Below are 18388 nucleotides of genomic sequence, written 5' to 3'. Positions count from 1 at the left end.
TATGCAAACAAATAATGTTGCAGCTACAAAGGCCAATCTAATCAAGGCAAAAGAAGAACTAAATCTCTTAGAGGGTGGATACGACATACTCGATAAGAAGAGAAAGGCCTTGGTTGGAGCTTATGATTCCAAGATAAAAGAACGTAATGATTTAAATGAAAAGGTAAATGAGACGATCAAAAAGGTCAGCCATGATTTCAAAAAAGTCTTGGTAAGCATTGGTGAATCGGATCTTGATTCTATATCAAAGACTGTGCCAATAGATAATAGTATTAGCTTAAAAGTTGATAAGTTCATGCAGACAGAAATATCTGAAATTCACTTTGAAGATGTAAAGCTTAACTTATCTTATTCATTCTATGAAACCAATGCTGGTTTTGATGAGGCTATACTTTCTTTTAATCAATTAAGATCTAAGATATTTAAGCTCGCTGAGCTTGATACTACAATTAACTCTTTAGATAGAGAAATTAAAAAGACAAGCAAGAAAGTAAATAGTTTGGATAAGGTTCAAATTCCAAAATACAAGGAAATGATTAAGACTATATCTCAAAGTATAGAGGAGAAGGAAAGAGAAGAATTCTCCAAGACCAAGATTGTCAAAGAAAATAAAATTAAAAAAGAAGAATCTAAAAAATAGCACCGGTATTAATCGGCGCTATTTTTCTATGCAAATTCTTTTTCAGATTCCTTCATATATTCATATATTTTAACAGCAATTGCCATCTCTATTCTTTTTCTAAAAAGCTTACAAGAATATTCATGGATATTATTTATATCTCCTGTAGCATTGTAGGAGTTAGCAGCACAACCGCCAGAGCAATACATATTTGCCCAACAAGACCTGCACTCATCTTTGGAATAACAGTTACAAGTTTTAAATTGGTTTACCAAGTCCTTGTTTTGTATTCCATCATCTATATCTCCTATAACAAAATCAGGATTTCCTACGAATTGATGGCAAGGGTAGAGCTCTCCTGTTGGAGTAACAGCCATATATTCAGTTCCTGACCCACAACCAGATATTCTTTTGTGTACGCAAGGTCCATTTTCCAAATCGATCATGTAGTGGTAGAAGATGAAATCTTCATTCTTATCTATTTTTTCAATTAGCATATCAGCAAGTTTTTCGTATTCATCATAGATTTTATCTAGGTGTTCTTCCTTTAGAGCATATGGCTCATCAGATTTTCCTACAACTGGTTCAAGGGAAGTTCTAGTAAAGCCTAGGTCTAGATATGTCTTCAAATCTTCGGTAAAATCAAGATTATTTGCAGTGAAAGTTCCTCTCATATAGTATTCCTTATCGCCACGTTTTTTTACGAAGTTTTGGAATTTTGGAACTATAGCATCGTAGGAACCCTTACCGTTTAAGGTCTTTCTGAATTGGTCGTGCTTTTCCTTTCTTCCATCGAGGGATAGGACCACATTTTTCATGTTTTCATTTAAATAATCAATCACATCATCGTCTAGAAGAAGACCATTAGTAGTTAAAGTAAAGTTAAAGTGCTTGTTAAACTCTTCTTCCTTACTTCTTGCATAATCAACAGTTTCTTTTACTAGATCGAAGTTTAGGAGAGGTTCTCCTCCAAAGAAGTCTATGTCCAAGTTGTAATGGCTACCGGAATTTTCTAAAAGGAAGTCAATAGCTTTTTTGGCCACATCGATTGTCATAATAGCATCTGGACCTGAATATTTACCTCCTTTTGCAAAACAATATTCGCATGATAGATTGCAGGTATGGGCGACGTTTAGACAGAGGGCCTTGATTGTTGTCGGTCTATTTGTTATATCAATTGAGAGATCTTCATATATGTCATCAGTAAAGAGAAGCCCTTCGTCTTCTAACTCTTTTACCTCAGTATAGGCTTCTTCAAATTGATCATTACTTATTTCATATTTATCAATTATTTCTTTTTTAATATCTTCTTTATCTTTAGTCTCGTATTTTTCGATAATATCATAGGTCACATCATCTACTGCGTGGACGGAACCGCTATATATATCTAAGACAATATTAAAGCCTTTGGCCTTGTATTGATGAATCATTATTACTCCTTATATTTACTATAGTATTTTACTAGGAATTGAGAATAATCTAACAAAATTCCTACAATAAAAAACTTATCTAAGAATTATCCTAGATAAGCTAAAAACAATTATTTATTTTTCTTGCTAACACATTCTTGATTAGCTACACCACAACTTGTCTTGCATGCTGATTGGCAAGATGTTTGACATTCGCCGCAACCACCATGTTTTTTGCTCTTGTGGAGATTTCTAGTATTTAAAGTTACAATTCTTTTCATATGTATATTCTCCTTTTCTAACTTTATAATAACAGTTTTTTAATTATTTGTCAATTATGACGGAAATATATTCATCTTTGATGTTTAAATGGATATTATTGTCTAACATATAATGAAAAGTAGATAGAATTTCTGCATCGATTATCTCTCCAGGAGCTATTATTGGACTACCTGGGGGATAGGCGTAAACAAATTCTCCTGCAATATGACCTAAAGAATTTTCTAGCTTAATATTTTTTTTCTTATAATTTATAGCTTCAAATATTTCAAATTTCTTTTGAGGGACCTGTAAATCTAGACTATAAGATTTATTTTTCTCTTCTAATAATCCATCAATCCTTCTAAGAGATTTCTTTAGTCTATCGAATCCCTCCTTAGTATCGAATATTGTAGAAATTAGTAAGGCATAGTCAGGATAGGCCATCTCTATTTCGATTTTATCTTCTCTGAGAAGTCTTTCTAAATCACTACCACTAATATTTGTATTTTTAGTCGATATTAGAATCTTAGTTCTATCTTTTGAGGGATTATCGACAAGTTCTAAGTGATCTAACTTTAACTTATACAAATCGTCTATATTATTTTCAAGGTCTTTATAAAGATTCTCAAAGCTTTCAAATCTTCCTATCATTTCATCAATAGATTGTAAAATCACATATGAAGGAGAAGATGTCTGAAATATTGCCATATTTCTTTTTATCTCATCAAAATACTCCATATCATTGATTATAACTGCGGCTGAGGGAGTTAGGGCAGATAAGTTTTTATGAAAAGATGTAATTGCAACATCAAATGAATTATCATAAAGACTAGTTAGTGGAAGATGACTGCCGTGAGCCATATCAAGTATAAGCTTGGTTCTATTTTTCCTACATATCTTGTATATTCTTTTTAGGTCAAGGAGGTATCCCTCATAGGAAGGGGAAGTCAATACCAGGGCCTGGTAATTTTTCTCCTTTAATTTCTCTTCTAGATTTTCATAATCTATATCCTTTATAGCTAATTGCTCATCAGTCACTATATTTATATATGAAACACTAAGTGAATTTAATTCACAAGCATTGTATACTGATTTATGTGAAGATCTCTGGATTAATATATTTTTATTGTTCCTACACAAGGCTCTAATCGTTGAAAGAATACCAGAAGTTGAACCATTTGTCGATATAATAGCCTTCTTAACTCCGTAAATTCGAGCTAATTTTTCTTCCATCTCGACAAAAATATCTTCTGGGTCATTTAAATTATCGAAGCCATAGATTTCAGTCAAGTCCCTTCTGTAGGGAAGATCAGACCTTAGGAGCTCACTTCTTTTGGAACCTGGCATATGGAAAGGATAGTATCCTTCTTTTAAATATAAATCTAATTTGTCATTTAACATAATTACCTCTCCCATACCTTACTATTTATTTATAAAAGGACCATTTTAATTTGTATAAAAAGGCATATAATCCTAGTAGGAGATAAATATGGAAAATAGTTTTAAAAAGATACTTAAGTCTATACTTATATTTTTAATGTTTGTAGTTTTGTTCAGCGCTATAATTCTAGTTATTAATTTTATCAAAAATGATTCTGATGATAGCATATCTGGAAATGGGGACGAATTTCTCTTTCTCTTAGCAGGAGTCGATAGTACTGGAGAAGAGACGGGTACAAGAACTGATACCTTGATGCTCGTTAAGGCCGATGTCGATAATAAGTCGGTGGATTTGATTTCTATCCCTAGAGATAGCAAGGTCGAAATTAATGGATATATGGATAAAATAAATGCTGCCCACTCTTATGGGGGTATTGATTTGACAATGCAGACCATAAGGGACTTCTTGGGAATTAATCTAACCTACTATTGCGTTATTCCTTTTGAGGCAGTAGTTGAGGGAATAGATGCCATAGGGGGCATAGACATAGAAGTCGATGATTATGTAGCAAGCGCTATGGATATAAGCCCTGGTACTCATCATTTCACTGGAGAAGAAGCCTTAAACTACGTTAGATTTAGGAAGGGATATGAAAATGCTGACCTTGGTAGGATTTCAACCCAGCAAGACTTTATGATGCAATTCATAAATGAGATGACTAAGGCAAAAAATTTACCTAAGCTTCCTATCGCATACCTAGCTATGAAGGATAAGATTAAGACAAATATAAAATTTTCTAAGCTTTCACAACTTGCCCTAGCCTTTAGGTCTATAGACAAGTCAGATATAAATATGGTTAGGCTAGAAGGTTTCGTAACCTATGAAGATGATATAAGCTACTTTGAAGTCTATGATGAGTCAATTGAAGAAATAAGGAGTGATTATCTATATAACTTTGCTTATTAGGGTATTATATTATATAGAGATTTTATATGTGGAGGACTAAATGGATTTAAAATCAAAAATTAGAGTGATAGAAGACTACCCAACAGAAGGAATTTCCTTTAAAGATATTACTACCTTACTTAGGGATAAAGATGCCTTCAAGGAGACTATAGATCAGCTTGAAGAAAAGTTAAAGGACTACGATTTTGACTATATTGCAGGCATCGAATCAAGAGGATTAATATTTGGAGCACCCCTTGCTGATAGGCTTAAAAAAGGCTTTATTCCAATAAGAAAACCTGGAAAGCTTCCTGGAGAAATAGAAAAAGTTTCTTATGAATTAGAATATGGTTCCAATGAATTAGAAATGCACAAAGATGCCTTAGAAGAAGGTGAAAGAGTTGTCATCTTAGATGACTTGATAGCAACAGGTGGATCTGCTAAGGCTGCAGCAAAGCTAGTCGAAGCAGTAGGAGGTAAGGTAGCTTGCTTCGAGTTTTTAATAGAGCTTACTGATCTTAAGGGAAGAGATTACCTAAAGGACTACGATGTAATATCATTAATAAAATATAATCATTAAACATATGAGTTCCCTAGCTAATAGGGAATTCTTTTTTATAAAAATAATAAATGTATCTTGAAAAAAGAATCTGACCTAGTATAATTCTATTAAGGTCAGAGATGGTCAAAGAAGATGGAGGTAAATATGAAATACAGAGATTATTATGAAGTGTTGGGAGTTGACAAAAAAGCAAGTTCCAGCGAAATAAAAAAAGCATATAGAAAATTAGCCAAGAAATATCACCCAGACCTTCATCCGAACGACAAGGAAGCAGAAAAGAAATTTACAGAAATTAATGAAGCTTATGAAGTCTTATCAGATGAAGACAAGCGTAAAAAATACGATATGTTTGGTCAAAATGCCAATTTCCAAGGAGGTCAGAACTTCGATCCTAGAGATTTTGGCTTTGACTTTAATAATTTTGGAGGAAATTCTTACACATATTCTTCAACTGGCGATAGTGGATTTTCAGACTTTTTTGATACACTTTTTGGAGGCTTCCAACAAGGTTCAAGATCTACTAACAGGGGATTTGGAAGTGGAAGTAGGTTCTCCAATATAGGTCAGGGTTTTGGAAAAAAGAAGAAGCAAAGCCTTGATTACGATATGAAAATCAGCATTGATGAAGCTATCAAAGGAACATCAAGAACGATAAAAGTTAAAAATCAAGGAAGTCTTACAGATATAAATGTAACAATCCCAAAAGGTATAAAAAATAATAACAAGATTAGAATAGATGGCTCCAAGTACGGTTTAAATGCTAATATCATGGTTAAGGTAATAATCCAAGACGAAGAGGGTTTATCCCTCGATGGGATTGACTTCATTAAGGAAGTTAAACTAAAACCATGGGAAGCTTATTTTGGCACTAAGAAAAAAATAGATACTAAATCAGGATCTTTTATGGTAAATATCCCAGAAAAAGTTAATTCTGGAAGAAAAATCAGATTAAAGAAGAGAGGATATGAGGATAGGAAGGGCAATATAGGAGATTTAATCTTAAATATAGTAATAGAAAACCCAGAAAATCTCAGCAGCAAACAAGAAGAATTATGCAAGAAACTAGCAGAGGAGGAATAATATGGACATTAACAAATTCACACAAAAATCTCAAGAAGCCATTAATGACGCTCAAGCAATGGCTATCAAAAATTCAAACCCAGAAGTAAACGAAATACATTTGGCTTATGCTTTGGTTAACAATTCAGATTCAATTGTTAGCCAAATAATCAAGTCAATGGATGTGGACTACCAAGGCTACAGGAATGAACTAATCAAAAAGGTTGACTCTATGCCAAGTCAGTCTGGAAACTCAAATACTTACCCAAGTCAAGTATTCCAAAGAATCCTTCTAAAAGCAGAAGATGTAGCTAAGGAAATGGGAGATAGTTTCGTATCAACTGAACATATTTTCCTAAGTCTCTTGAAGGAAAAAACCGAAGTAGATTCTACTAATAAGACTTTTGGCATAAGTGCAGTTAGCTTTAAAAACTCTATCCAAAATGTCAGGAAAGGTCAAAAAGTTACTAATGACAATCCAGAAGAAACTACTAACCCACTAGAAAAGTTCGGTAGAAACCTAACCCAAGAAGCCAGAGAAGGAAAAATAGATCCAGTTATTGGTAGAGATAGGGAGATTAGAAACGCTCTAAGGATTCTTTCTAGAAGAAAGAAAAATAACCCAGTCCTAATTGGTCAACCTGGTGTAGGTAAGACTGCAATTGTAGAAGGACTTGCCCAAAGGATTGTCAACAACGATGTTCCTGAACCAATTCAAGGAAGAACTATATTTTCCCTCGATATGGGATCTCTTGTAGCAGGAGCAAAATATAGGGGACAATTTGAAGAAAGATTAAAGGCTGTAATAGATGAAGTCCAAAAGTCAGATGGACAAATAATAATGTTTATTGACGAAATTCATAATATTGTGGGAGCTGGTAAGTCTGAGGGGGCAATGGATGCTTCAAACATAATGAAGCCAATGCTCGCTCGTGGAGAGATTAAAGTAATAGGAGCTACTACCCTTAATGAGTATAGACAATATATAGAAAAAGATGGAGCCTTGGAACGTCGTTTCCAAAAAGTTATGGTAGAAGAGCCATCTGTCGAAGATACAATAAGTATTCTTAGAGGTATCAAGGACAAATATGAAATCTTCCATGGAATTAGAATCCAAGATAGCGCAGTAATTGCAGCAGCAGAATTATCTGATAGGTACATTTCAGATAGGTTCTTACCAGATAAGGCCATAGACTTGATGGACGAAGCTTGTGCGACAGTTAGAACAGAAATTGACACCATGCCAAGCTATCTAGATGAGCAAAAGAGAAAACTTTTACAATTACAAATAGAAATTACCGCTCTAAAAAAAGAAGATGATGAATATTCTAAGAAGAGACTTAAGGAATTAGAAGAAGACTTGGCAAACCTATCAGAAAAATATGACGAAGAATTTCTAAAATGGAAAGATGAAAAATCTGCCATAGATGATGTTAAGAATATAAAGGAAGAGATTGATAGGGTAAAGGTTGAGATTGAAAATGCTGAAAGAAATTACGATTTCGAAAAGCTATCTGAATTAAAATATGGTAAGCTTGAAGAGCTAAAAAAGAAATTGGAAGAGAAAAATTCTGGTGAAAATACTGATTCTTCAATCAAAGAGGAAGTAACCGACGAAGATGTAGCAGATGTTGTAAGCAATTGGACAAATATACCAGTTACTAAGCTTGTAGAAAGCGAAAGGAGCAAAATCCTCCACCTACCAGAAAAGCTACACCAAAGAGTAATCGGCCAAGATGAGGCAATAAGAGCAGTATCAGATGCTATTATAAGGGCAAGATCTGGACTTAAGAGCCAAAACAAACCTATAGGTTCCTTTATCTTCCTAGGTCCAACTGGTGTAGGAAAGACTGAGCTTGCCAAAGCGTTGACTGAGGCAATGTTTGATGATGAGAGGAACATGATTAGAATTGATATGAGTGAATATATGGAAAAATATTCTGTGTCAAGACTAATCGGTGCAGCTCCTGGATATGTTGGCTACGAAGAAGGCGGCCAATTAACAGAAGCAGTTAGACGCAAACCTTACTCAGTAATCCTTTTTGATGAAATTGAAAAAGCACATCCAGATGTATTCAATATATTATTACAAGTCTTAGATGACGGAAGACTAACAGATTCTCAAGGTAGAACTGTAGATTTTAAAAATACTATAATCATCATGACAAGTAATATCGGTTCAGAATACTTGATAGATGGACTAAATGATGATGGAAGTATTGATGAAGAAAATAAAGAAAAGGTAGATGTAATCTTAAGAAATTCTTTCAAGCCAGAATTTCTAAACAGAATTGACGATATAGTGATGTTTACTCCACTTACAAGCGAACAAGTTTACGAAATAATCGACCTTCAAATCGCTGACATCAGATCTAGGCTAGAAGATAAAGATATAAATCTAGAGATTTCAAATGCTGCTAAGGAATATATCTTGGCTAATGCATATAATATTGAATACGGTGCAAGACCTGTCAAGAGATTCCTACAAACTCATGTAGAAACAGAACTTGGTAAGTTAATTATCGAAGGAAAAGTTTCTGAAAAAGATACAGCTTTATTAGATTTAGATGAAAATAATAAATTAATATTTAAAATAAAATAGGATAAACTTTATTTTAATCCCCGAGATTCTAACTTTTAGTTAGGATTCTTGGGGATTTTTTAAGTATTTTGATATGTATAAAGATAGGTAAAGATAAAAGTCGATTGCCTTAATCACAGGCTTGATACTATATATAGTATTCATTTTTTACAAGGACCACTATATATGGTATAATCATCATAGATTTCGGAGGTTAATATGATTCAGGTAATTAAAAGAGATGGCAGCAAAGCCAAATTTGAAAAAGATAAAATAGTTATAGCTATAGAAAAAGCAATGAAATCAGCAAGTGGTGTTTATGTTGAAAATCAAGCTATGGATATAGCTAATGAAATAGAAAGTGAAGCTTTAGGCGAGGATGATATTTCAATCTATAAGATAGAAGATATGGTCTATTATAAGTTAATTGACAGGAAAAATCCAGCTACTGCCAAATCCTATGAGAGCTATAAGTCAGTTCAAGCCTATAAGAGAGAGCAAAATACATCAGATGATGATATTTTAGGCTTATTAAATCATACTAATATCGATGTGATGGATGAAAATTCCAACAAGAATCCCATTATAGCATCTACTCAAAGAGATTTGATTGCAGGAGAAGTCGCAAAAGACATTGCTAAAAGGAAATTGATACCGATAGATTTAGTAGAAGCTCATAACTCTGGTGCCATACATATTCATGATCTGGATTACCTAATCCAGCCAATCTTTAACTGCTGCTTAGTCGATATGAAGGATATGCTTGATAATGGAACAGTTGTAAATGATAAGATGATTGAGACACCAAAGTCTTTTCAAGTCGCCTGTAATGTTATGACACAAATTATAGCACAAATTGCTAGCAACCAGTACGGAGGCCAATCCATAAATATATCCTGCCTAAGTCCTTATCTCAAAAAATCTTACGATAAAAACCTAAAACTAAGTAGAACTATCTTAGATGACGAAGAAAAAATAAGAGAAATGGCAGAGGCTTTGACTCAGAGAGACTTAGAAAGCGGTATTCAAACAATCCAATATCAAATAAATACCCTAATGACTAGCAATGGCCAATCTCCATTTGTAACCTTGTTTATGCATACTGACGAGGATGACCTATACCTTTCAAGCACTGTAAAAATCATAGAAGAAATTCTTAGACAAAGGATTAAGGGAATCAAAAATGAACAAGGAGTATATGTTACACCAGCCTTTCCTAAGTTGATATATGTTTTAGATGAGAATAATGTTCACGAAGGTTCTAAATATTATAAGCTTACAGAACTTGCAGCGAAATGTACAGCCAAGAGAATGTATCCTGATTATATTTCAGCTAAGAAAATGAGAGAAAACTATGAAGGAAATGTATTCTCTCCTATGGGCTGCAGGGCTTTTCTTCCTCCATACAAAGACGAAAATGGTGAGTATAAGTTTGATGGAAGATTTAATATGGGAGTTGCTACAATAAATCTCCCTCAAATAGGAATCCTTGCTGATGGAGATGAGGATAAATTCTTTGAAATACTAGATAAGAGGCTTGACCTGATAAAGCAGGTTGGACTTCTAAGATATGAACACCTATCCAAGGTAACAAGTGACTCTTCTCCAATCCACTTTAGACATGGAGCTATAGCAAGATTAGATAGGCATCAATCTATAAAGCCACTTTTAGAAAATGGTTATGCTACAGTTACAATTGGATATATTGGAATCTACGAAGCAAGCGTACTTACAACAGGAGAAAGTCATACTAGTAAGCGTGGTCACGACTTTGCTCTGAAGATTATGGAAGTTTTAAATAAGAAGAAGGAAGAATGGACGAAGGAATATGGTATTGCCTTTGCAGTATATGGCACTCCAGCAGAAAGCTTAACTCATAGATTTGCTTCAATAGATAAGGAAAGATTTGGAAGTATAGAAAATGTTACCGACAAGGGTTACTATACAAACTCCTTCCATGTAGATGTTAGAGAAGATATTTCTGTCTTTGATAAGTTTGATTTCGAGTCAGAATTTCAACAATTATCGACAGGTGGATGTATCTCCTATGCAGAAATCCCTAACATGACTAATAATATTAAGGCCGTGATGACCATGGTAAAATATATTTATGATCACATACAATATGCGGAGTTTAACACAAAGTCAGACTATTGCGCTGAGTGTGGATATGATGGAGAAATCCTCTTAGATGATGATAATAATTGGTATTGCCCAAACTGTGGCAACAAGGATAGAAACACTCTTACTGTAGTTAGGAGAACCTGCGGTTACCTAGGTGAAAACTTCTGGAACGAAGGTAGAACAAAAGAAATAAAAGCAAGGGTGCTTCACATATGAGATATGGGCAAATAAGAAAATATGATGTAGCTAATGGTCCTGGAATCAGGACCTCTTTTTTCCTATCAGGTTGCGATAGAAATTGCAAGAATTGCTTTAATAGAGATTATATGGATTTTAACTTTGGAAAAGAGTGGAATGATAAGGCGCTAAGGGAAGTTATTTCCTATCTTAAGCTTGATGAAGTTGAGGGCCTTACAATTCTAGGAGGGGAACCTTTTGAAAGTCCTGAAGGGCTACTACAGGCCTTAATAGATATAAGAAAACACACAGACAAGTCTATTTGGATCTATAGCGGCTTTAAATTTGAAGTTTTAGAGAAAATGAAACTTTCAAGACAAATACTAGAGCAAATTGACGTCCTAGTCGATGGTGAGTTTATAGAAGAATATAAAGATTTGACATTGGATTTTAGAGGATCTAGCAATCAAAGAATAATAGACGTAAAATCCTCCCTAAAATATAAGGATATTATCCTTCTGGATGGGTATATATAATACAAAGAGGAGGAATTATGAATAAAAACAAAAAAATGAAAGGATTTTCAGCAATAATTGCTATAATTGCAGTAGCTGTAATCTTATTAATAGCGATTGTGCCAACATATAACAATCTAGCTACATCAAGAGAAAATGTAAATAAAGCCTATGCACAAGTTCAAAATGTTGTACAAAGAAGGGCAGACCTTATACCTAACCTTGTAAATACTGTTAAAGGCTATACAGATCACGAGGAAGATACCTTAACCAAGGTCACTAATGCAAGAGCTGGAGTACAAAATGCTAACAGCCCAGAAGAACTTGCAGAAGCTAACGAAGAGTTAACAAGAGCTGTAGGAGATATTAATGTAGTAGTTGAATCTTATCCTGAGCTTAAGGCAGATACTCAATTTGTTGCTTTGATGGATGAGCTTGCTGGTAGTGAAAATAGGATTTCGGTTGAAAGAAAAAACTATAACGAGGCCTGCCAAGAATTTAATACCAAGCTTGTGAGATTTCCAACTAATATAATAGGAAAGATCACAGGATTTAAACAGGCAGAGTATTTCCAAGCAAGTGAAAGTGCCCAAGAAGCGCCTACAGTAGATTTCAATAAATAGGAGATGTTATGGAAAAGGCCAAAAGAATAAAATTAAATATAATCATGCTGATTATCTTCTGCCTTTTTCCAACTCTTGCTCGAGCAGATGATATATCCAGCAAGGTAAATGATTATTATTATGACGAACTTTCAATTTTAGATGAAAGTACCAAAGAGAATATTAGAAAGACTAATAGAGAACTAGAAAGTAAGACAGGTGCTCAGATACTAGTCCTAAGCCTTGATAATCCAGATGGCCTAGAGGGTATGGATTATGGAAGCGATTTATTTAATGAACTAAAGCTCGGTGATAAGGTAAAAGATAATGGAGTCTTGATTTTATTTCTAGAAAATAAAAATACAGACCAAAGAGAAATCGCGATTATACCAGGATATGGCCTAGAAGGAATACTTAATGATGGTAAAGTTGGTAGAATAATAGACAACTTTATGTTAGATTATTTTAAAAATGGTCAATACTCAGAGGGTATTAATGAAGGTTTCAATGCAGTAGTTAGTCAAGTTTTAAGTGAATACGACATCACTCTGGATGGTAATTACGAAGCCTATCAAGAAAGTCTAGAAGCTAGCGATGGGATTAGTATGTTTGAGATATTATTTATATTAGTAGTATTTATATTAATTTCAAACATGTTTACTAGAATAAGTCGTGGACCTTCTTCATATTATAGAGGAAGAAGGAGGAGAAATTTCCCAGGTTGGTATGGTAGAAGTTTCTGGAATGATAACGATGATGATCCCTTCTCAGGTTGGTCTTCTGGTGGAGGATTTTCCGGAGGCGGCTTTTCTGGAGGAGGTGGAAGCACCGGTGGCGGAGGAGCTAGTAGAAAATTCTAATTTTAAAAGGAGTTTGTCTCAAGTTAATGAGAATACAAACTCCTTTTTCTTTATTTCATTTTTGGTATTAGTCTTTCATATATTAATAAAAGTAATATATAATTTATTATAGCATCTGGTATAACTTTAATGGCCCTGCCTGCAAGAAGAACTTTGTAAGGAGTTCCATATAGTTGTGTCAACCATAAGGGTGTCAACAGACCATGGTTAATCCCATATACAAAAATTATAACAAGAAGAATTAAAACTTTATTAGATATTTCTTTTCTCTTGCCATACATAAATATGAGACCTGGCACCATTCCTGTTAGAATGGCACCTAAGGTAAAGCCAGGATGATAGGCTCCTCCCAAATTAATCATAATTCCTATGATGTCGGCTGCAAGTCCCGATAGGGCTCCAAGCAAGGGACCAAATAGTACTCCTGAAAGCATAAGAGGTAGGGTGCCAAAGGATATCTTTATATCCTGCGTAAGCTGGATACCGAGTATCCTCGATAAAATTATGCTTAGTGCTGTTAACATCGCTGCCTTAACTAAATTATTTATTAGTATTTTATTTTTCATAAATCCCCTTTCTATCAGAGGTCAGCGGTTGCGATAAAGAATCATGCATTCGCTTCGTTTAAGAACGACAACCCATTTCTTAACACTTAATGCTCTTTATCTACTCTGATACTTCTATTATAAACTAAATAGCTGAAAAATAGAAGGGATTTATTTTATTTATTTTTTACAAGAAATCCTTGTTTTTCTAATGTTTCGAACATCTTACCACGATTTTTTATAAGAGATCCTTGTTTTTTAGGGATTTGTAGGGAGAAGGAATCACTTCTTCTATTAGCATCTCTAAGATCGTAATAAGTAGTCATCTCCTTATCATAATCTTTAATCTTCTCGTTATAATTATCAAAAACCTTATAAGAATTTTCGAAAGCTTTAAGCTCTATCGGCATTCTTGGCTTAAGCTGCGGATTTTGGTCAGGGTAACCAAAGCCTAGTCCCACAGCAGGATAGGTAAGTTTAGGGAGATTTAGTAAGTCTATTACCCTTTGAGTATCATTGTGAATATTTCCAAAATAATTTGTTCCAAGTCCCAAGGATTCGCAGGCGACAACGACATTTTGGGCTCCAATAATCGCATCTGTGAAGGCTTGAATAAACTTATCAAAACTAATCATTTCGTCATTTTCTACTCCTTTTTCCTTGGCTATGGAGTAATTCCTATATAGATCAGCTACGAAAATCCATAGCTCTGGTGCTCTTCTCATATATTCTTGATTACCATTATCAGCTAGTTGATCTTTAATATTTTGATCAGTAATTCTAACTATTGAAAACATCTGCATACCATTAGACGATGCTGAATGATTAGCAACATCTAATAATTTTTTTATAGTTGTATCGTCTATTTTTTGATCTGTGAATTCCCTTATAGTCCTATGATTTAAGGCTAAATCAATTACATCTTTCATAATAGCTCCTTTCTTCTTTCTAAACTTATACCCAATATGTTATAATTTAGCTAGGTGATAATATGTTAGTTAAAATATCTGTAAGAAATTTAATAGAATTTGTAATGCGTTCAGGCGATATAGACAATACTTTTAGGGATAATACAAGGATGATTGAAGGAATTAGGGCCCACCAAAAGATCCAGAAGTCGTATGGTCTTAATTACAACAAAGAATATTCTCTGAAGAACTTAACAAGTATTTCTGGAATCGATTTTCAAGTTGAAGGAAGAGCGGATGGCCTAATCAAGGATAAGAATTCCTACACAATTGATGAGATTAAATCTACCAAGAGAAAGCTTGAAGAGATAGATGATAAGAACAAGCTTCACTGGGCACAAGCAAAATGCTACGCTTATTTCTTTTCAGTAGATAAGGATTTAGATGAAATAAACATAAGCCTAACCTATGTATCGACAGAAAACTACAAGACCAAAATTTTTAAAAAATCATTTACTAGGGAAGAACTTGAGATATTTTACATAGATTTATTAAAAAAATATATAGATTTTTCAAAGATTATCACAAAAAATCTCGAAGATAGAAATACTAGCTCAAAGGCTTTGAACTTTCCTTACGGAGAATATAGGAAGGGGCAGAGAAAGATGGCAGTGGTCGTGTATACAGCAATTCTTAAGGAGAAAAATCTCTTTGTAGATGCTCCTACAGGAATAGGAAAGACTATATCATCAATATTTCCTTCTATAAAATCTATTGGAGAAGACTTATCAGATAAGATATTTTACCTAACAGCTAAGACTACAACTGGAAAAGAAGCTATCAAGTCACTTAAGTTATTAGAAGAAAATGGACTTAAGATAAAAGCTGTTCAAATAACATCTAAGGATAGAATCTGCCTAAATGATGAGGTTAGGTGCAATCCTGATGATTGTCCCTTTGCCAAGGGTCATTTCGATAGGGTAAATGATGCTCTTAAAGATATTTTGACAAAAGAGACTATAATGGATTATGATATTATAACTTCATATGCTGAAAGATATAGAGTTTGCCCCTTAGAGTTTGAATTTGATATAGCAAGCTACTCTGACTTTATAATTTGTGATTATAATTATGTCTTCGATCCTACAGTATTTCTTAGGAGATTTTTTGAAGAAATCTCATCGCGATATATATTTTTAATTGACGAAGCTCACAATCTCCTAGATAGGGCGAGAGATATGTACTCATTCTCCTTCAGGGATAGTGATTTCAAAGAACTAAGGACTTGTTTTGATATTAATAAGCACAAAAAAATAATTAAAGTTTTGGATGAGGTCATCCTTAATTTTGACAACAATTACGAAAAATATGGCAAAAAGCTTCACTATTATACGAAAAATCACATAGATAGCTTGGATAAGATATTACTCGAACTAGCTAAAAAAATGGAGAAGTTCTTAATAGAAGAAAAGGACGATAGGAATTATGATTATGTCTTGGAGATGTATTTTAATATCAATTCCTATCTTAAGATTTCTGATTATTTTATGGAAGGATTCTACAATGTGATTAGTTTCGATGAGGAAAACGAGGATAAAATATTTGAAATTAAGTGTGTAGATCCTTCCCATATTCTAAAGAAAAAATACGATTACGCAAGATCAACCGTGTTTTTCTCCGCTACACTTTCACCAATGCCTTTTTTTATGGATATGTTGGGGGCAAGAGACAGCCTTAAATTACGTCTTGATATGCCATTTTCTACAGATAACTTACTTATTTTACAAAAATCCATAAGCACTCGTTATAGAGATAGGTTAAGAAATGTTTCGCTAATATCTGATCTTATAAATGAATTTATAAATAGTAAAGAAGGCAATTATTTTATATTCTTTCCTTCATTTTCCTACCTAGAAGCTGTCGCTGGCGATTATACTGTAAGATATAAGGATGACATCTTAATTCAAGATAGGGCTATGAGTCAGCTTGACAGAAGTAAATTTATTAAAAAATTTACAGAAGAAAGTAAGGAAGTAGCCTTTGTCGTTCTTGGGGGAATCTTTTCTGAGGGAGTAGACCTTATAGGCGATAGGCTTATTGGATCTATGATTATATCGGTTGGTATGCCAGGAGTATCTTTTGATAGGAATCTAATAAGGGAGCATTTTGATAGGGAAGGCTTAAGTGGATTTGATTATTCTTATACTTTTCCAGGAATTAATAAAGTCTTCCAAGCTGCAGGCAGAGTTATTAGGAGCGAAGATGATAGGGGTATAATCTATCTTGTTGACGATAGATATACTTGGAATCAATACCAAATGCTTTTTCCTAAACATTGGAATAGGATAAAATTTTTAAATCAATCTGAAGAACTAAAAAATATAACAGATAAATTTTGGAGTGAAAATGAGAAAAAAAGCGATTAAAGAAATTAAAATAGAGAAAATGAAATACCCTAATATTAGCCAAGGATACGACGAGGATGGAAACTTAATTGAATTTAAGGGAGGTCTACTAGGCCAAAGAGTAAAAGTAAAGGCTAAAAAACGAAGCAAGGATAAGATAAAGGCGAAATTAATCGAAACAATCGAAAAATCTGACCTAGAAAACTCGACTAAAACATGCGATAATCCTGATATTTGTGGAGGTTGTGCATACCAAAAGCTTCCCTACGAGACTGAACTCATGCTAAAAGTGGACATGATTAAAAATCTATTTAAGGACAATTCTATAGACTACTCAGGAGACATTAAAATAAACCAATCTCCTAAGACTAAAGCCTATAGAAATAAAATGGAATATACTTTTGGAGATAGTGAAAAAGGTGGAGATCTTGTTTTAGGACTCCATAGACAAAACAGATTTTATGAAATTGTAGATACTACAAATTGCAATATAATAGATCAAGATTTTAATACTATTAGAGAAAAAGTCCAGGCTTATTTTAGAGAAAAGAAAACAGATTTCTACCATAAAAGAACTAGAGAGGGGCTTCTAAGACATTTAATCATAAGAAAAGCCCATAGAACTGGCGAGATAATGGTAATTCTAGTTACTACAAGTGACGAGAGCTTTGATAGTTTGAGGATAAATCTATTTTTAAACAAACTTTTATCAATTGATCTTGTAGGTAAAATCGTATCAGTCTATCATATAATAAATGATTCGCCAGCAGACGCTGTAGTTGTAGAAAAACTCAATCTAATATATGGAAAAGAATTTATTAGAGAAGAAATGTTAGGTCTATCCTTTAATATCTCACCTTTTTCTTTCTTCCAACCTAATATATACACAGCAGAGAAACTTTACCAAAAGGCTTTCGACCTTGCAAATATAAATCAAAGCATGGATGTTCTTGACCTTTATTCGGGAACAGGGACAATAACTCAAGTGATGGCAAAAAGAGCAAGGACTGCTACAGGTATCGAAATAGTGGAAGAGGCCGTGGATAAGGCTTGGGAGAACGCTAAAATAAATGAGATTGAAAATATCAATTTCTTGTGTGGAGATGTCTTAGAAGAAATCGAAAAGGTAGGAGATAAGTACGATGTGATTGTACTAGATCCGCCGAGAGCAGGAATTAGCCCAAAATCTCTCGATAAAATACTTAAAATTGATACAGATAAATTCATCTATATTTCATGTAATCCAAAAACACAAGTAGAAAACTTAAAAGAATTTATAAAAGAAGGATTCGAAATAAAAGATTACGAAATATATGACCAATTCCCTAAATCTCGTCATTTAGAGGCCATAGCCTTGCTGACTAGGGAAAAGTAGAACTTGATTTATATTAAATAACAATTATCTAAAAATAAAATTATAACTATTAATAAATTA

At 33.6% G+C, this 18388-nt stretch carries 16 protein-coding genes and 1 riboswitch; of the genes, 11 read left to right on the top strand and 5 right to left on the bottom strand.

Translation table 11 applies throughout. The features are described 5' to 3' along the window. The first annotated feature begins 1 nt into the window (after nt 1). Nucleotides 2-640 (top strand): V-type ATP synthase subunit D, encoded by a 639-nt coding sequence (locus tag C7D97_RS02775; RefSeq protein ID WP_105300608.1) that lies wholly within the window; start codon nt 2-4, stop codon nt 638-640. Nucleotides 641-666: 26 nt separating this feature from the next. Here C7D97_RS02775 and scfB read toward each other — a convergent pair whose 3' ends face one another. The 3 genes from scfB to C7D97_RS02760 all read right to left on the bottom strand — a co-directional run bounded on the left by scfB (nt 667) and on the right by C7D97_RS02760 (nt 3690). Continuing rightward, a complete protein-coding gene (gene scfB / locus C7D97_RS02770; protein WP_105300607.1) occupies nt 667-2049 on the bottom strand; it encodes a thioether cross-link-forming SCIFF peptide maturase in 1383 nt (460 codons plus the stop codon). A 110-nt stretch (nt 2050-2159) separates the two neighbouring features. Further along, nucleotides 2160-2309: a six-cysteine ranthipeptide SCIFF gene (gene scfA, locus C7D97_RS02765; protein WP_004835906.1), complete on the bottom strand. Its 150-nt coding sequence runs from the start codon at nt 2307-2309 to the stop codon at nt 2160-2162. 43 nt (nt 2310-2352) lie between these two features. Then, the gene (locus tag C7D97_RS02760; RefSeq protein WP_105300606.1) at nt 2353-3690 is read right to left on the bottom strand and encodes an aminotransferase class I/II-fold pyridoxal phosphate-dependent enzyme; all 1338 of its coding nucleotides are present in this window, start codon (nt 3688-3690) and stop codon (nt 2353-2355) included. 88 nt (nt 3691-3778) lie between these two features. Here C7D97_RS02760 and C7D97_RS02755 point away from each other — a divergent pair, with 88 nt between their 5' ends. The 8 genes from C7D97_RS02755 to C7D97_RS02720 all read left to right on the top strand — a co-directional run bounded on the left by C7D97_RS02755 (nt 3779) and on the right by C7D97_RS02720 (nt 13095). After that, the gene (locus tag C7D97_RS02755; RefSeq protein ID WP_105300605.1) at nt 3779-4636 is read left to right on the top strand and encodes an LCP family protein; all 858 of its coding nucleotides are present in this window, start codon (nt 3779-3781) and stop codon (nt 4634-4636) included. Between the two features lie 40 nt (nt 4637-4676). Then, nucleotides 4677-5195, top strand: a complete 519-nt coding sequence (locus tag C7D97_RS02750) for an adenine phosphoribosyltransferase (RefSeq protein WP_105300604.1) — start codon at nt 4677-4679, stop codon at nt 5193-5195. A 126-nt stretch (nt 5196-5321) separates the two neighbouring features. Further along, a complete protein-coding gene (locus C7D97_RS02745; RefSeq protein ID WP_105300603.1) occupies nt 5322-6257 on the top strand; it encodes a DnaJ domain-containing protein in 936 nt (311 codons plus the stop codon). A gap of 1 nt (nt 6258) precedes the next feature. Continuing rightward, a complete protein-coding gene (gene clpB / locus C7D97_RS02740) occupies nt 6259-8838 on the top strand; it encodes an ATP-dependent chaperone ClpB (RefSeq protein ID WP_105300602.1) in 2580 nt (859 codons plus the stop codon). Between the two features lie 198 nt (nt 8839-9036). Continuing rightward, nucleotides 9037-11157 carry an anaerobic ribonucleoside-triphosphate reductase gene (nrdD, locus tag C7D97_RS02735; RefSeq protein ID WP_105300601.1) on the top strand — a complete coding sequence of 707 codons (2121 nt, stop codon included), beginning with the start codon at nt 9037-9039 and terminating at the stop codon, nt 11155-11157. Next, entirely contained in the window at nt 11154-11654 is a 501-nt protein-coding gene (nrdG, locus tag C7D97_RS02730) for an anaerobic ribonucleoside-triphosphate reductase activating protein (protein WP_105300600.1), read from the top strand. The genes nrdD and nrdG overlap by 4 nt, the downstream gene beginning before the upstream one ends. Before the next feature lie 17 nt (nt 11655-11671). Next, nucleotides 11672-12256 carry a LemA family protein gene (locus C7D97_RS02725; protein WP_105300599.1) on the top strand — a complete coding sequence of 195 codons (585 nt, stop codon included), beginning with the start codon at nt 11672-11674 and terminating at the stop codon, nt 12254-12256. Between the two features lie 8 nt (nt 12257-12264). Beyond that, nucleotides 12265-13095, top strand: a complete 831-nt coding sequence (locus C7D97_RS02720) for a TPM domain-containing protein (protein ID WP_105300598.1) — start codon at nt 12265-12267, stop codon at nt 13093-13095. Between the two features lie 50 nt (nt 13096-13145). On the opposite strand, the gene C7D97_RS02715 is transcribed toward C7D97_RS02720, so the two are convergent. Next, nucleotides 13146-13661, bottom strand: a complete 516-nt coding sequence (locus tag C7D97_RS02715) for a folate family ECF transporter S component (RefSeq protein ID WP_105300597.1) — start codon at nt 13659-13661, stop codon at nt 13146-13148. Nucleotides 13662-13681: 20 nt separating this feature from the next. Then, a riboswitch (THF riboswitch) is annotated at nt 13682-13771 on the bottom strand. A gap of 45 nt (nt 13772-13816) precedes the next feature. Further along, on the bottom strand, nt 13817-14569 hold the full coding sequence (locus C7D97_RS02710; protein WP_105300596.1) for an NADPH-dependent oxidoreductase: 753 nt from the start codon (nt 14567-14569) through the stop codon (nt 13817-13819). A gap of 62 nt (nt 14570-14631) precedes the next feature. Between C7D97_RS02710 and C7D97_RS02705 the strand changes: the two genes are divergently transcribed. Both C7D97_RS02705 and rlmD read left to right on the top strand, forming a co-directional pair. Then, complete coding sequence (locus C7D97_RS02705; RefSeq protein WP_105300595.1) at nt 14632-16974, top strand: ATP-dependent DNA helicase; 2343 nt, start codon at nt 14632-14634, stop codon at nt 16972-16974. Further along, nucleotides 16955-18328, top strand: a complete 1374-nt coding sequence (rlmD, locus tag C7D97_RS02700) for a 23S rRNA (uracil(1939)-C(5))-methyltransferase RlmD (protein WP_105300594.1) — start codon at nt 16955-16957, stop codon at nt 18326-18328. The genes C7D97_RS02705 and rlmD overlap by 20 nt, the downstream gene beginning before the upstream one ends. The last annotated feature ends 60 nt before the right edge of the window (nt 18329-18388 follow it).

It is taken from the genome of Anaerococcus marasmi, from assembly GCF_900290195.1.
In the GTDB taxonomy this organism is placed as follows: domain Bacteria; phylum Bacillota; class Clostridia; order Tissierellales; family Peptoniphilaceae; genus Anaerococcus; species Anaerococcus marasmi.
The sequence above is the reverse complement of the archived record's forward strand: the minus strand, read 5'-3'. Positions and strand labels throughout refer to the sequence as shown.

What these genes read in the sequence shown, in the direction of transcription:
- C7D97_RS02775 (WP_105300608.1), top strand. Translation starts at nt 2, where the DNA reads ATGCAAACAAATAATGTTGCAGCTACAAAGGCCAATCTAATCAAGGCA.
- scfB (WP_105300607.1), bottom strand. Translation starts at nt 2,049, where the DNA reads ATGATTCATCAATACAAGGCCAAAGGCTTTAATATTGTCTTAGATATA.
- scfA (WP_004835906.1), bottom strand. Translation starts at nt 2,309, where the DNA reads ATGAAAAGAATTGTAACTTTAAATACTAGAAATCTCCACAAGAGCAAA.
- C7D97_RS02760 (WP_105300606.1), bottom strand. Translation starts at nt 3,690, where the DNA reads ATGTTAAATGACAAATTAGATTTATATTTAAAAGAAGGATACTATCCT.
- C7D97_RS02755 (WP_105300605.1), top strand. Translation starts at nt 3,779, where the DNA reads ATGGAAAATAGTTTTAAAAAGATACTTAAGTCTATACTTATATTTTTA.
- C7D97_RS02750 (WP_105300604.1), top strand. Translation starts at nt 4,677, where the DNA reads ATGGATTTAAAATCAAAAATTAGAGTGATAGAAGACTACCCAACAGAA.
- C7D97_RS02745 (WP_105300603.1), top strand. Translation starts at nt 5,322, where the DNA reads ATGAAATACAGAGATTATTATGAAGTGTTGGGAGTTGACAAAAAAGCA.
- clpB (WP_105300602.1), top strand. Translation starts at nt 6,259, where the DNA reads ATGGACATTAACAAATTCACACAAAAATCTCAAGAAGCCATTAATGAC.
- nrdD (WP_105300601.1), top strand. Translation starts at nt 9,037, where the DNA reads ATGATTCAGGTAATTAAAAGAGATGGCAGCAAAGCCAAATTTGAAAAA.
- nrdG (WP_105300600.1), top strand. Translation starts at nt 11,154, where the DNA reads ATGAGATATGGGCAAATAAGAAAATATGATGTAGCTAATGGTCCTGGA.
- C7D97_RS02725 (WP_105300599.1), top strand. Translation starts at nt 11,672, where the DNA reads ATGAATAAAAACAAAAAAATGAAAGGATTTTCAGCAATAATTGCTATA.
- C7D97_RS02720 (WP_105300598.1), top strand. Translation starts at nt 12,265, where the DNA reads ATGGAAAAGGCCAAAAGAATAAAATTAAATATAATCATGCTGATTATC.
- C7D97_RS02715 (WP_105300597.1), bottom strand. Translation starts at nt 13,661, where the DNA reads ATGAAAAATAAAATACTAATAAATAATTTAGTTAAGGCAGCGATGTTA.
- C7D97_RS02710 (WP_105300596.1), bottom strand. Translation starts at nt 14,569, where the DNA reads ATGAAAGATGTAATTGATTTAGCCTTAAATCATAGGACTATAAGGGAA.
- C7D97_RS02705 (WP_105300595.1), top strand. Translation starts at nt 14,632, where the DNA reads ATGTTAGTTAAAATATCTGTAAGAAATTTAATAGAATTTGTAATGCGT.
- rlmD (WP_105300594.1), top strand. Translation starts at nt 16,955, where the DNA reads ATGAGAAAAAAAGCGATTAAAGAAATTAAAATAGAGAAAATGAAATAC.